The 13,597-nt window shown below is 62.6% G+C and carries 11 protein-coding genes and 1 riboswitch; of the genes, 7 read left to right on the top strand and 4 right to left on the bottom strand.

Going from position 1 to position 13,597, the window contains the following annotated elements:
* Nucleotides 1-4: 4 nt before the first annotated feature.
* Nucleotides 5-1,309, top strand: coding sequence for a winged helix-turn-helix domain-containing protein (locus tag P3T16_RS25340; protein ID WP_429344372.1), 1,305 nt, complete (start codon nucleotides 5-7; stop codon nucleotides 1,307-1,309).
* On the opposite strand, the gene P3T16_RS25335 is transcribed toward P3T16_RS25340, so the two are convergent.
* The 4 genes from P3T16_RS25335 to P3T16_RS25320 all read right to left on the bottom strand — a co-directional run bounded on the left by P3T16_RS25335 (nucleotide 1,227) and on the right by P3T16_RS25320 (nucleotide 5,327).
* Entirely contained in the window at nucleotides 1,227-1,826 is a 600-nt protein-coding gene (locus P3T16_RS25335) for a LysE family translocator (RefSeq protein WP_429344371.1), read from the bottom strand. The two genes, P3T16_RS25340 and P3T16_RS25335, sit on opposite strands and share 83 nt — an antisense overlap.
* Nucleotides 1,827-2,023: 197 nt before the next feature.
* Nucleotides 2,024-2,281, bottom strand: a complete 258-nt coding sequence (locus P3T16_RS25330; RefSeq protein WP_429254495.1) for a hypothetical protein — start codon at nucleotides 2,279-2,281, stop codon at nucleotides 2,024-2,026.
* Nucleotides 2,282-2,376: 95 nt separating this feature from the next.
* Nucleotides 2,377-4,536 (bottom strand): hypothetical protein, encoded by a 2,160-nt coding sequence (locus tag P3T16_RS25325; protein WP_429344449.1) that lies wholly within the window; start codon nucleotides 4,534-4,536, stop codon nucleotides 2,377-2,379.
* A 290-nt stretch (nucleotides 4,537-4,826) separates the two neighbouring features.
* On the bottom strand, nucleotides 4,827-5,327 hold the full coding sequence (locus tag P3T16_RS25320) for a nuclear transport factor 2 family protein (protein ID WP_429344370.1): 501 nt from the start codon (nucleotides 5,325-5,327) through the stop codon (nucleotides 4,827-4,829).
* 209 nt (nucleotides 5,328-5,536) lie between these two features.
* Nucleotides 5,537-5,646: riboswitch (guanidine-I (ykkC/yxkD leader) on the top strand.
* 57 nt (nucleotides 5,647-5,703) lie between these two features.
* Here P3T16_RS25320 and P3T16_RS25315 point away from each other — a divergent pair.
* The 6 genes from P3T16_RS25315 (at nucleotide 5,704) to uca (ending at nucleotide 13,584) form a co-directional block, all read left to right on the top strand.
* Nucleotides 5,704-6,771, top strand: a complete 1,068-nt coding sequence (locus tag P3T16_RS25315; RefSeq protein WP_429253912.1) for a putative urea ABC transporter substrate-binding protein — start codon at nucleotides 5,704-5,706, stop codon at nucleotides 6,769-6,771.
* A 40-nt stretch (nucleotides 6,772-6,811) separates the two neighbouring features.
* Nucleotides 6,812-7,627, top strand: coding sequence for an ABC transporter permease (locus P3T16_RS25310; RefSeq protein WP_429344369.1), 816 nt, complete (start codon nucleotides 6,812-6,814; stop codon nucleotides 7,625-7,627).
* Complete coding sequence (locus tag P3T16_RS25305) at nucleotides 7,624-8,415, top strand: ABC transporter ATP-binding protein (RefSeq protein ID WP_429253910.1); 792 nt, start codon at nucleotides 7,624-7,626, stop codon at nucleotides 8,413-8,415. Before P3T16_RS25310 ends, P3T16_RS25305 begins: the two co-directional genes overlap by 4 nt.
* A 12-nt stretch (nucleotides 8,416-8,427) precedes the next feature.
* A complete protein-coding gene (locus tag P3T16_RS25300; RefSeq protein WP_429344368.1) occupies nucleotides 8,428-9,132 on the top strand; it encodes an urea amidolyase associated protein UAAP1 in 705 nt (234 codons plus the stop codon).
* 14 nt (nucleotides 9,133-9,146) lie between these two features.
* Entirely contained in the window at nucleotides 9,147-9,788 is a 642-nt protein-coding gene (locus P3T16_RS25295) for an urea amidolyase associated protein UAAP2 (RefSeq protein ID WP_429344367.1), read from the top strand.
* Nucleotides 9,789-9,960: 172 nt separating this feature from the next.
* A complete protein-coding gene (gene uca, locus P3T16_RS25290) occupies nucleotides 9,961-13,584 on the top strand; it encodes an urea carboxylase (RefSeq protein WP_429344366.1) in 3,624 nt (1,207 codons plus the stop codon).
* Nucleotides 13,585-13,597: the final 13 nt, after the last annotated feature.

The following is a 13,597-nucleotide window of genomic DNA, read 5'->3' as shown; positions in this document are numbered from 1 at the left end:
CTCTTTGAAGACCGTCCCGCTTTCCGCTGCCCGCACGCTTCATCTGGCCGCACAAGGTCTGCTCGCTCCGCCGCGCCGCAAGGCGGCGAAGGCGGACGTGCTGACCGCCATCCGCCAGATGGGGCAACTGCAGATCGACACGATTCATGTCGTCGCGCGCAGCCCATATCTCGTGCTGTTCAGCCGGATCGGCGCGTACGAGCCGGCCTGGCTCGACGCGTATCTCGCCGAAGGCAAGCTGTTCGAATACTGGTCGCACGAGGCGTGTTTCGTGCCGATCGAAGACTACGGTCTGCTGCGGCATCGCATGCTGGACCCGGTCGGCATGGGCTGGAAATACGCCGCCGACTGGCACGGCAAATATCGCGCCGATATCGACAGTCTCCTCGAGCACATCCGGCAAAACGGCGCCGTGCGCGCGGCCGATTTTGCGCGCGAAGGCGGCAAAGGTAACGGCTGGTGGGACTGGAAACCCGAGAAGCGCCATCTCGAAGTGCTGTTCGCGACCGGCCAGTTGATGGTGTCCGCGCGACACAATTTCCATCGCATCTACGATCTGGCCGAGCGCGTGCTGCCCGGCTGGGACGACGCACGCGATCTGCAACCGGTCGAGGCTGTCGCGCGTGAGTTGCTGTTGCGTAGCTGTCGCGCGCTCGGCATCGCGCGGGCGGACTGGGTCGCGGATTATTACCGGCTGCCACGTCGTCCTTATGTCGATGCACTCAACGCGCTCGCCGACGAAGGCGAACTGGTACGCGTGCAGGTCGACGGCTGGAAGCAGGACACGTTCGTGCATCGCGAATTCGCGCCGATGATTGACGATGCCATGACCGGCAAGCTCGCTTCGACGGTGACCACCGTGCTCTCGCCCTTCGATCCGGTCGTGTGGGATCGCAAACGCGCGGCTGCGCTGTTCGATTTCGACTACGCGATCGAGTGCTACACGCCCGCTGCAAAACGCAAATACGGGTACTTCGTGCTGCCCTTGCTAAGCCGCGGAAAGCTCGTGGGTCGTGTGGATGCAAAGGCGCATCGCACGGAGGGTGTGTTCGAGCTGAAATCGTTTCATCTCGAACCCGGCGTGCGGTTGAGTGGCCGGCTGACGGACGATCTGCGTCGCGCGTTGCAGCGTTGCGCCGACTGGCACGGCACGCCTGAATTACGGATCACGTCGGGGCCTAAGGAAGTGCTCGCCGCGTTCAGGGACGAAGCGAAAAAACGCACACTCAGTGAAACGCCGCCCACGCCAGCGACAGCGAAAACACGCCGAGCACAATCGACGCGCCGCGCTGCACTTTCGACGGATTGATCCACGCGAGTTTGCCGTTGCCAAGCGCCGCGCCGAACGAGATCCACGCGAACGCGGCCGGCACGAGCAGGCTGACGAAGACCGCCATCGCCAGCAGATACGCCTCGCCGTTGGTGAACGCGACGGCCGGAAAGATCGTGCCCGCGAACAACAACCCCTTGGGATTGAGCAGCGTCGCGACAAACAGCGTGTGCAGACCGGTGGCAGCCTGCGTCGAAGTGGGCAGCGCAACCGCCGCCTTCCACATGTTGACGGCGAGCCAGGCGATGTAGAGTCCGCTCGCGACGCGCAACACTGAAGGCAGCCACGGCCACGCGTGCGAAGCCTGCGCGAGAAAGTGCCCCCACACCGAAATCGACACGACGTAGCCGGCGAGTTCCGCGCCGATCAACGGCACGGAACGACGGACGCCCTGTCGCAAACCGGCTGCGGCGAGCAACGTATTCGTCGGACCTGGCGTAATGAGCACGACGGCGATACCGAGTGCGAGAAGTACGGCTTCGGAAACAGAAAACATGGGGAGCGAAGTCAGACAGATGCGGTGCGACTTTTTAACATAGATTGTCTGTCGCGCGACCAGAACCATTCAACGCTGCCGCCAGAAGACAGAACGGCCGGCATCGCGCCGGCCGCCAGCACACACGAAAGCACACGAACGCACGCGAACACACACGAGCGGCGCCGGTCCGATCGACCGGCACACGTCGCACGCGGCTAGCGTTCGAGCTTTGCGCGCAGTTCGCGCGCGGTTTCGAGCAGCCCTTCGTAGCCCGAGCGCGCATGCTCGGGCAGATCCGGGTCACCGACAAAGGCGCCGAGCGTTTCGATCAGGCTGTACAGAATGCCCTTTGCGGCACCCACCGCGATACCGCCGGTCGACACCAGATGATCGACGTGGCTGACCGCTGCGTCGAGATGCTCCAGGTCAGGCCGCTCGTCTGTTTCCTGCTTGTCCGGTACTTCACGCGTCATGATGGTCATCGCTCCCTGTTGAAGGACCCGTGATAGATCTTTCATGCTGTTATATACCGATCGTGCGCGGTCGTCCATTCGGCGCGACCTGAGCATCAGGGCGCCCAGCGATACATCAGGATTTTCGCGCGCGCGTCATCTTCGACGAGCACGACGTATTCCCCGTTCGCGCGCTGCACGGCGCTCACGCCGAGATACACATCGACCCAGCCCGACGTGCTGCCCACGCTCGCGCCCGGCGACAGGTAGCCGACCGCCTGCCCGGTGCGCGCGTCGTACACATCGATCTTCGGCGTATAGAGCTCGGCGACGAACACATAGTTGCCCGCCACCGCGACGCCCACCGGCGTAACCTGCGGCGAGGTTTGCGTGCTCCAGGGCAACGCGATCGTGTACTGCATCGAGGGCGTGCCGGAACTCCAGTTGTCGTAGCGCGCGAGCACCGGGCCGGCTTCTTTCCAGTGCGTGCTGTCCCACGGCGTCGCGGCCGTGAAGCCGGAAATGTACATCGTGTCCGTCTCTGCGATATAGACGATGCGCGCGATGCGGTTGAACGGCTGCGGCATCGGAAACATCTTCGACGACGCATACGTATAAACCGGATTGCCGACCGCATCGAAGCCCTGCAACGGCATTTCGCGGATGCCGCTGCCCGGCGTCGCCTGCCAGACATTGCCCGGCGTATCGACCCAGTAGAAGCCGTTGCCGACCGTGCTGCCCGTCGATGGATTGCCGGTGATTTCGCTCGCATCCACGCGACCGTTGCCGTTCGTGTCGCGCCACATCCATTCGCCGTAGGTCGGCTGGCCGGCGGGCCATGTACCCGGCACCGGATTCTGCGCGAACAGCCCGGCAGGTATCGCGATCTCACCCTGCTTCGCCGGATCGAAACGATAGACGTTCAGGTAGTGCGCGCCCATATCGAGCGTGAACAGATATAGATTGCCGTTGATCCGCCGCAGCATCGGCTCGCCGCGCACGTTGCGCGGAAGATGCAGCGCGGGGTCGTCGGGATAGTCGAAGCGGCTCATCGTGAACGCCTTGTACGACCATTCCTGTCCCGGGCCGCGGCTGTAGTCGAGCGCGAAATGTTTCGAGCCGCTGTAGACCTGATCGGGCGATGCCGGATCGAAAGCGCCGCCATCGACGAACAGCAAACCATACAACCGCCAGTTCACCGAACGCGTGCCCGCCCGGTAACTTTCGAGCACCGCGCCGTCGCCGGTATAACCCGAGCCGAATGGACGCGGGCCAAAGTTGTTTTGCGCGACGTAGAGATTGCCTGAACTGTCGTATCCAATGCCGGTGACGCCGTTAAAACGCATGTCGCCTGCAGCACCCTTTGTCGCGTGGAAAATGCCCGAGCGCGTGCCGATCGATGTGGCCTGCTGCGTCTGTCCGTTGGCGATCTTGTTGAAGGCAAGGATCTGTTGAGAAGGCCCGTTATCGGCGACAAGAATCTGGCCGGATGGCGAGATCGTGATGGCGGTCGGCAATGTCGATGCGGGCAATAGAAGCGTGCCTGATAGCGCCGCGCCATTCGCCGAATAATGCGCAACAGAAGCACCGCTCGACGACAGGTAACCCTGGATCACCCACACCGTCGAATCGGTATCGATCGCGATGCCGCCAGGCGTCGGCACGCTCCACGAGCGCAATCGCTGCATCGTCTGTGCATCGAACACGACGATCTGGTTGCCGTATGTATCGGCCACATACAGTTCGGTATCGGTTGCAGCCATGCCGCGAATGCCTGCATCGGCGCCAGCGGCGGCCGCGCGGAGCAGCATGAAGCTGTTCTTCGTCGCGTTCGCGCTGTTGCCGATGCCGCCCGCGAACGGCGCGCCGACTGCGATGTTCGCAAGCAGGCGTCGCGTGATGCCGAACCACGTCTGGTCTCGTGGCGGGAAGTCCGCGCCGACGAGCCCGTTGTTCCCGTTGGCTATCGACATGGCCGCGTACAGGTACGTGTGATTGGTCGCGATCGCGTCGCCGCCCGCGTTGCCCCAGCCGTGCGTGTTTCCGCCAACAGCGATCTTGTCGCCCGCACGGTAAGCGCCGATTTCGCTGCCGCTTTCGTCCCACGGTGCGTTGGTGTACACGGTGCCATCGGGCGCGACGCTGATCGCCTCGATGTCCTGCTGCATCCATTTACCGTCGCCAAAGCCGAAGCTGTTGCCGATCCAGGACGTGGTGGCGTTGAGTTGGGATTGCGCGTGCGATACGGCTGGCAGACAACCCTGCCAGACAAGCATCGACGCCGCGAGAAAAGTAGAGACTTTCACGACGAAGTTCCTTGCGAGGGGTCAAGCGCGGCTGATCGATCGATATCGTCAGCCTGTTGAGCGGCCATACGCCGCGCGAAAGTGCGTGGCGCTCAAACCGGCCGTCCTGATCTTCACATGGGAACGCGTCAGTCAATTCGCCGAAAAAAGGTGAAATGTGGGGGACAGGTACCTGTTTGATGCGTTGAGCATCGACCAGGTTCATCGATTCGGTCCGCAGCAAATGCGGCGCGGCCTGCACGCTCCGTTCTGGTCGTCGTTCAAAACATCGTGTTCGAATTCGCCGACTGCTCCGGGATGAGTTGAATCACATCCCAATGCTCGGTGATTTTTCCGTTGGTCACGCGATAGATGTTCACGATCGCACGACCGCGATCAGACGGATTCAGTGTGGAATGCAAATGCACGTAGACGAGGTCGCCATCCACAGCGGAGCGGACGACATCAGAACGCGCCTGCGGGTTTCGCTCGAACACCTTCGTGAACACTTCGACAAGCGCCTTGCGACCGTCCGGTACGGTCGGATTGTGCTGCACATAGTTTTCAGCGACGAAGCGGTCCGCGGCGCTCAGGTCGTGCTGATTGAAGAACTGCTCCTGGAACGCGAGCACAACCTGCCGGTTCTGTTCCGCCTGCGAGAGGCTGGCGATATTTGCGGGCGCTGTCTGCGTCTGTGCGTGCGCGGGTATCGCGACGCAGATCGCCAGCGCAAACGCAAACGCAAACGCAAACGGGTACGCGTTGAATCGATTGAGTGCCATCGCTGCAACCTCCGTAAGGACATGTTGATCGTTGTGCATGCACACAAATCGTGCATCGCGGCGTGAGCCGATGCCGCTGAGGCTTCATCTTCGTGCATACCTCGACCGCAATCCACGACGGCGTAAGGCTCGCCGGCATGGCACGCTTATCGCTTAGTACGATGCACGGGAGCCGGCGCACTATCCGGTTTAGCACGTAGTCACAATTTGCAATGGACGACTAGGGTTCCGGTCTGCATCGCTTAACTGCACGCAGACGCTGGTCCGAGAGTTGTCGACCTCAGGCGAGGTTACACGGCGGGATAAAAGCCCGGGAGAGAACGCGATGAGTCGCGCCGCTCCTGCCGTCGATAAACCGTCCTGCGAGGTCAACCCCATGCGCAAGCTCCGCCTTTTCGCCTCTGCTGTCACCGCTCTCTCCATTCTCGCCTCCACCCCCGCATTCGCCGCCGGGAAAACCGACTTCAAGGTCTGCTGGACCATCTACGCGGGCTGGATGCCGTGGGGCGAAGCCAAAACCCAGGGCATCGTATCGAAGTGGGCGAAGAAATACGGCATCAACGTCGATGTCGTCCAGCTCAACGATTACGTCGAATCGATCAATCAGTACACCGCCGGCAAGTTCGACGGCTGCGCGATGACCAATATGGACGCGCTGACGATTCCCGCTACAGGCGGCGTCGATTCGACCGCGCTCATCGTCAGCGACTATTCCAACGGCAACGACGGCGTGCTCATCAAGGGCAAGGGCAAGAAGATCACCGACCTGAAGGGTCAGTCGATCAACCTGGTCGAACTCTCCGTGTCGCATTACCTGCTCGCCCGCGCGCTTGAATCCGCCGGCATGAGCGAACGCGACGTCAAGACCGTCAACACCTCGGACGCCGACATCTCCGCGGCGTTTGCGACGCCGACCGTCAAGCAGGCCGTCACGTGGAATCCGATGCTGGCCGACCTGAAGGCGCAGCCGAACGTCAGTGAAGTCTTCGATTCCACGAAGATCCCGGGCGAGATCATGGACATGATGGTGGTCAACACAAAGACGCTCGCGGATAACCCGGCACTCGGCAAGGCGCTCACGGGCGCATGGTTCGAAATGCTCGCGCTGATGAAGGCGAACAACGCGAACAGCACGGCCGCATTGACGTCGATGGCGAAGGCTTCGGGCACCGATCTCGCCGGCTTCAAGGGCCAGCTGGCTACGACCGCGCTCTTCTACACGCCGAAGGACGCGCTCGCTTTCGCAACCAGCCCGACCTTGCCGCAAACGATGACACGCGTCGCGAAGTTCTCGTTCGATCACGGTCTGCTCGGTCAGGGCGCACCGAACCCGGATGCCGTCGGCATGGCGTTCGACAAAGGTGTGATCGTCGGCAGCAAGAGCAACGTGAAGCTGCGCTTCGATCCGACCTACGTCCGCATGGCCGCGGACGGCAAGCTCTAAACCCACGATCTCCACGATCCACCTGAAAAGACGGCGCACCATGCGACTCATCAACCGACACCCGAGCCGAAGCGGCGCGCTCATGCTGCTGCTCATGCCGTTCATCGTGCTGGTCGCGGTGTACTTCACGGGTTCGTCGCTGCGGCTTGCGGCGAATCCTGAAGACAAGCTGCTGCCGAGCGCCACGCAGATGACCGACGCCGTCAAACAGTTCGCCTTCACCGAGGACAAACGCACGGGCGAACATCTGCTGTGGGCCGATACGGCCTCCAGCCTGCGACGCCTCGGCATCGGCCTCTTCGTGAGCGCTGTGATCGCGCTGGTGGCGGGCATCCTGACGGGCAGCATTCCGCTCGTCACGGCCACGCTGTCGCCGTTCATCACGGTGATATCGATGATTCCGCCACTCGCGGTGCTGCCGATTCTCTTCATCGTGTTTGGGCTGGATGAACTGTCGAAGGTCGTGCTGATCGTGATCGGCATCACGCCGATGATGATCCGCGATCTTCAGCAGCGCGCCCGCGAAATCCCGAACGAGCTGTGGGTGAAGGCACAAACACTCGGCGCCACGAGCTGGACGCTGATGTTGCGCGTGATCGTGCCGCAGTTGCTGCCGCGTCTGCTGGTCGCGTTGAGGCTTTCATTGTGCTCAGCCTGGCTCTTCCTCATCGCGGCGGAAGCAATCGCTTCGACCGATGGCCTCGGCTATCGCATCTTCCTCGTGCGCCGCTATCTGGCGATGGACGTGATCCTGCCTTATGTCATGTGGATCACGCTGCTCGCGTGGCTGATGGATGAAGCGCTGCGTCGTCTGACGAAGGCGGCATTCCCGTGGTACGGCGGAGGTTCGCGATGATCGAAGTCCGCAACGTCTGGAAAGAGTACGGCGACCAGGTCGTGCTGGAGCGTCTGAACCTGAAGATCGAACAGGGCGAATTCTGCTCGATGGTCGGTGCATCGGGATGCGGCAAATCGACGTTTCTGCGTCTGCTGCTTGGACAGGAACGCGTGACACGCGGCGAGATCCTGCTCGATGGCGAGCCGCTGCCTGGTGAACCGGATGCGCATCGCGGCGTCGTGTTCCAGCGCTATTCGGTGTTCGATCACCTCAGCGTGATGCGCAACGTGCTGCTCGGCCTTGAGCTGCCGCATGCGAAGTTCACCGGGCGTCTGTTCGGTGCGCGCCGCCGCGCGGCGCAGGACGAAGCCGTTTCGATGCTCGAACGCGTCGGTCTTGGCGCCGCGCTCGACAAGTATCCGCATCAACTGTCCGGCGGCATGCAGCAACGTCTCGCGATTGCACAGGCGCTGGTGATGAAGCCGCGCGTGCTGCTGCTCGACGAGCCGTTCGGCGCACTCGATCCGGGCATTCGCAAGGACATGCAGGATCTGCTGCTGAAGCTCTGGCGCGAAACTGGCCTGACGATTTTCATGGTGACGCACGACCTGAAGGAAGGCTTCGCGCTCGGCAGCCGCGTGCTGGTGTTCGACAAGGTGCGCGTCGATCCGCAGGCGCCCGGCGCGTACGGCGCGCGTATCACCTACAACATTCCGCTTGAACACAACCGCGATTCGGCGTCGGCGCTTCATCTGGCGAAGGCCGTCGTCGAAGGCGCATCGCGCGTCGATGTGCTCGCGGCATAAGGAACACTCAACATGGATCTGCTACTCGAAGAAACCATGCCCGGCGGCGGCCACACGTCGCTGATCGTCAGGCGTGGGCAGCTGCTGCGCATCACCGATCTGCGCGGCGGCGCCAATGTCAGCGTGATGATGGTCAACGCTGCTGAGAAGAGCGAACGCCTGAACCTGCCCGACACGCTCAAGTGCCAGCACACCGCAAAGCTCACCAAAGGTCACTGCCTGTACTCCGACATGGGCCGCGTGCTTGCAGCGATCGTCGCGGATACGTGCGGCTGGCATGACACGCTCGCAGGCATCTCGAATGCCGAAGAGGTGCACGAGAAATACGGCACGGGGCGCTATCAGGAACTGCGCAACGCGTTCTTCCGCAATGGCACCGACAACCTGCTGGTCGAACTCGGCAAATGGGGTTTAGGCCTCTCCGATCTGCTGATGACGTTGAATCTCTTTAGCCGCGTCGACGTCACCGATAGAGGCGCATTGAGCTTCGTTCCCGGCAATTCGAAAGCGGGCGACTACGTCGAGCTGTACGCGCCGATGAACACGCTGGTCGTGCTGACGGCGATCCAGCATCCGCTCGATCCGAATCCGGAATACGCGCCGAAGCCGGTCAAGCTGGCGCTCAGCGCAGCCGACCCGCAGGTCGCAGAAATCTGCCGCACATCGTGCGACGAAAACGGCCGTGGCTTCATCAATACCGAACGCTTCTTCCTCTGACCGGAGCACGCCAGATGACGACAACGCTCACCGAAAGCACAAAGAATCCCGCTGAAGCGGTCTACCGCGAAACGCTCGCCGCCGGCGAACCGTGGCTCAAGGAAGTCAAAGCCGGCCAGACCCTGCGCATCCACGACCTCGAAGGCAATCAGGCTGTCGATACGCTGTTCTACAGTCTCGCTGATCCGCGCGAACGCTACGACGCGCAACGCACGCTGCGTCGCCAGCAGAGCCTGTATCTGACGACCAGCACCGTGCTCTATTCGAACCTCGGCAATCCGATGCTGACAATCGTGGCGGATACCTGCGGCCGTCACGACACGCTCGGCGGCGCCTGCGCGCAGGAAAGCAACACCGTCCGCTATGCGCTCGAAAAGCGCTACATGCACAGCTGCCGCGATAACTACCTGCGCGCATGCGCACACGACGGCCGTCTGTCGAAGACCGACATCAGCGCGAACGTCAATTTCTTCATGAACGTGCCGGTCACCGCAAGCGGCGGCCTCACGTTCGAAGATGGCATTTCCGCACCGGGCAAGTACGTGGAGATGCGCGCGGAGATGGACGTGATCGTGCTGATCTCGAACTGTCCGCAGCTGAATAACCCGTGTAACGCGTACAACCCGACGCCCGCAGAGCTGCTGATATGGAACTGAAGACCTTGCGTGACTGGCTTTACGCGATGCTGAAGGCGCGCGCGGAACGTCTTTTCCCGATGCAGCGCACTTCGCCGAAGCGCTAAACGCAGCACCGCTGACATGCCGCGGACGACCACGGCATGCATGCCCACGTGGCGGGACGACCCGCCCATGTCTGACACGTCCTCTCATGTTCGAGAAAGTTCTCATCGCCAATCGCGGCGCCATCGCCTGCCGCATTCTGCGCACACTGCGCGAACTCGAAGTGGCGGGCGTCGCCGTCTATAGCGAAGCCGATCGCGCGAGCCGTCACGTCATCGAAGCCACCGTTGCGCACGGGCTCGGCGAAGGCGCGGCTGGCGCCACGTATCTCGACGTCGGCAAGATCCTCGGTATCGCGCGCGCCGAAGGTGTTCAGGCGATTCATCCGGGCTACGGCTTTCTGTCGGAAAACGCGGCGTTTGCGGAGGCGTGCGAAGCGGCCGGGATCGCGTTCATCGGACCGACGCCTGACCAGTTGCGCGCTTTTGGCCTGAAGCACACGGCCCGCGCAATCGCCGGCGAACAGGGCGTGCCGATGCTCGAAGGCACCGGCCTCCTCGACGATATCGCAGTGGCATTGAGCGCGGCGGAACGCATCGGCTACCCGGTGATGCTGAAGAGCACGGCGGGCGGCGGCGGCATCGGCATGCGCGTGTGCCGCTCGGCGGACGAACTGACATCGCAGTTCGAAGTCGTGAAGCGACTCGGCCAGAACAATTTCAGCGACGCGGGCGTGTTCCTCGAAAAGTACATCGAGCGCGCGCGTCACCTCGAAGTGCAGGTTTTCGGCGACGGCAAAGGTCACGCGATTGCGCTCGGCGTGCGCGACTGCTCTGTGCAGCGACGCAACCAGAAAGTGCTCGAAGAAACGCCCGCACCGAATCTGCCCGAAGGCATGGCCGACGAACTGTGCGACGCGGCGATCAAGCTCGCGCGGGCCGTCAGCTATCGCTCGGCAGGCACGGTCGAGTTTGTGTACGACAGCCTCGCGCAGCGTTTCTATTTCCTTGAAGTGAATACGCGCCTTCAGGTCGAACACGGCGTGACAGAACAGGTCTGGGGCGTCGACCTTGTGCGATGGATGATCGAACTGGCCGCCGGCACGCTCGCGCCGCTCGACATGCTCGCGCGCGATCTGCGGCCGTCGGGTCATGCGATCCAGGCGCGTCTTTACGCCGAAGATCCGGGCCGCGATTTCAAGCCGAGTCCGGGTCTACTGACCGACGTCGCATTTCCTGAGGCCGATGGTCGTGCTTTGCGTATCGATACGTGGATCGAAGCCGGTTGCGAGGTGCCGCCGTATTTCGATCCGATGCTCGCGAAGCTGATCGCCTGGTCGCCAACGCGCGATGAAGCACGTCACGCGCTGGGTGAAGCTTTGCGTGCAACGCGGCTTTACGGTGTCGAAACGAATCGCGGCTATCTGCGCCAGATTCTCGATGACACGCCGTTCGCCAGCGGCGAACCGTGGACGCGTTGCCTGGAAGGCCTGCGCTATCACGCCGCTACGTTCGAAGTGCTGAGCGGCGGCACACAGACGACCGCGCAGGATTACCCAGGGCGTCTCGGCTATTGGGCAGTCGGTATTCCGCCGTCGGGTCCGATGGACGACCGCGCGTTGCGTCTCGGCAATCGTCTGCTGGGCAACGACGCTCAAGCCGCCGCGCTCGAAATCACGATGAGCGGGCCGACGTTGCGCTTCAACACGGATGCGGTGATCGCCATCACAGGCGCGACGCTACCTGTCACGACCGATGACATCGCGCAGCCGATGAACACGACGCTGTTCATCGCGGCAGGAACAACGCTCACGCTCGGCACGATCCGGGGCGCTGGGGCGCGCGCGTATCTGTGCGTGCGCGGCGGGCTCGATGTTGCGCAATATCTCGGCAGCCGCAGCACATTCACGCTCGGCCAGTTCGGCGGACACGGCGGCCGCGCGTTGCGTGCCGGGGACGTGCTGCACCTTCAGCCGCTTGCAGATCAGAGCGCGGGCGCAACGTTGCCTTCAACGCTCACCCCGCAACTGGAAAACGTGCGCGTCCTGCGCGTGATCTACGGCCCGCACGGTGCGCCCGAATACTTCAGCGTGCCGTACATCGAGCGCTTCCTCGCGACCGAATGGGAGATCCACTTCAACTCGAGCCGCACGGGCGTGCGCCTGATCGGCCCGAAGCCGGAATGGACCCGTCAGGATGGCGGCGAAGCGGGTCTGCATCCGTCGAACATTCACGACAACCCCTACGCGGTGGGCGCGATCGATTTCACCGGCGATATGCCTGTGATTCTTGGGCCCGATGGTCCGAGCCTTGGCGGCTTCGTGTGCCCCGTGACGATCATCGAAGCCGACCTCTGGCAAATCGGTCAGCTCAAAGCCGGCGACAAGGTGCGCTTCGTTCCCGTCGATATCACAATGGCACGCGCCGCCGCAGTCGCACGCAATCACGAAACCGCGACGCTGGAAGCCCATGCCGATGCGACGCCGCTCACGGTAACGCACGCGAACGAAACACCCACGCTGGATTCGCCGATCGTCCTCGACATCGGCGCTGAACGCGAACGTCTCGTCGCGCGTCTTTCAGGCGACACGCATCTGCTGCTCGAAATCGGACCGGCCGAACTCGACCTCGTGCTGCGTTTTCGCGGCCACGCGCTGATGCAATCGCTCGAAGCGCTCGACCTCGATGGCGTGATCGACCTGACACCCGGCATCCGTTCGCTGCAGATTCACTATCAGCCCGAACGCCTGCCGCTCGCAAAGCTGCTGGCGACCGTCGAAAGCACATGGCAACGCGTGCTGCTGCAACAGGATCTGCGCGTGCCGTCGCGCGTCGTGCATCTGCCGCTGTCGTGGGACGATCCGGCGTGCCAGCTCGCCATCGACAAATACATGACGACCGTGCGCAAGGATGCGCCGTGGTGCCCGAGCAATCTGGAGTTCATCCGCCGCATCAACGATCTCGATTCGATCGATGCCGTGAAGAACATCGTCTTCGATGCGAGCTATCTCGTGATGGGTCTCGGCGACGTCTATCTCGGCGCGCCGGTCGCGACGCCGCTCGATCCGCGCCACCGGCTCGTGACGACCAAGTACAACCCGGCACGCACGTGGACGGCGGAAAATTCGGTCGGCATCGGCGGCGCCTATCTGTGCGTGTATGGCATGGAAGGTCCGGGCGGCTATCAGTTCGTCGGCCGCACGCTGCAGATGTGGAATCGCTTCCGCAAGACCGCGGATTTTGCGGGACGCCCCTATCTGCTGCGCTTCTTCGACCAGATCCGTTTCTACGAAGTCCCTGCCGGTGAACTGCTGCAGATTCGCGCCGACTTTCCGCTCGGCCGTTATCCCCTGAAGATCGAAGAGACGGAACTGTCGCTCGCGGACTATCAGGGATTTCTCGATCGCGAAGCGGGCGAGATCGACGCATTCCGCACGCGTCAGCAGGCGGCGTTTCAGGCAGAACGTCAACGCTGGCACGAAGCGGGGAGCGCGGAAGAAACGCTGGAACCGCCTGTCGCCGACGACGCGGATACCACGCCGCTCGAAGACCATCAGATCGCCGTCGACAGCGAGATCGCGGGCAACCTCTGGCAGGTGCACGTGAACCCGGGCCAGACAGTCGCGACCGGCGACGTGCTGCTGATTATTGAATCGATGAAAATGGAAATCTCGGTCACGGCACCGTGCGCGGGCGTCATCGACGAGGTATACGTCGCACCTGGCTCGCCGGTACGTGCAGGCCAGCGCGTCGTGGTGATCGGGCGCGGATGAACCTTGAAGCCGT

Origin of the sequence: Paraburkholderia sp. GAS42 (assembly GCF_050436565.1) — a bacterium.
Lineage (GTDB): Bacteria > Pseudomonadota > Gammaproteobacteria > Burkholderiales > Burkholderiaceae > Paraburkholderia.
The sequence above is the reverse complement of the archived record's forward strand: the minus strand, read 5'-3'. Positions and strand labels throughout refer to the sequence as shown.

What these genes read in the sequence shown, in the direction of transcription:
- P3T16_RS25335 (WP_429344371.1), bottom strand. Translation starts at nt 1,826, where the DNA reads ATGTTTTCTGTTTCCGAAGCCGTACTTCTCGCACTCGGTATCGCCGTC.
- P3T16_RS25330 (WP_429254495.1), bottom strand. Translation starts at nt 2,281, where the DNA reads ATGACGCGTGAAGTACCGGACAAGCAGGAAACAGACGAGCGGCCTGAC.
- P3T16_RS25325 (WP_429344449.1), bottom strand. Translation starts at nt 4,536, where the DNA reads ATGCTTGTCTGGCAGGGTTGTCTGCCAGCCGTATCGCACGCGCAATCC.
- P3T16_RS25320 (WP_429344370.1), bottom strand. Translation starts at nt 5,327, where the DNA reads ATGGCACTCAATCGATTCAACGCGTACCCGTTTGCGTTTGCGTTTGCG.
- P3T16_RS25315 (WP_429253912.1), top strand. Translation starts at nt 5,704, where the DNA reads ATGCGCAAGCTCCGCCTTTTCGCCTCTGCTGTCACCGCTCTCTCCATT.
- P3T16_RS25310 (WP_429344369.1), top strand. Translation starts at nt 6,812, where the DNA reads ATGCGACTCATCAACCGACACCCGAGCCGAAGCGGCGCGCTCATGCTG.
- P3T16_RS25305 (WP_429253910.1), top strand. Translation starts at nt 7,624, where the DNA reads ATGATCGAAGTCCGCAACGTCTGGAAAGAGTACGGCGACCAGGTCGTG.
- P3T16_RS25300 (WP_429344368.1), top strand. Translation starts at nt 8,428, where the DNA reads ATGGATCTGCTACTCGAAGAAACCATGCCCGGCGGCGGCCACACGTCG.
- P3T16_RS25295 (WP_429344367.1), top strand. Translation starts at nt 9,147, where the DNA reads ATGACGACAACGCTCACCGAAAGCACAAAGAATCCCGCTGAAGCGGTC.
- uca (WP_429344366.1), top strand. Translation starts at nt 9,961, where the DNA reads ATGTTCGAGAAAGTTCTCATCGCCAATCGCGGCGCCATCGCCTGCCGC.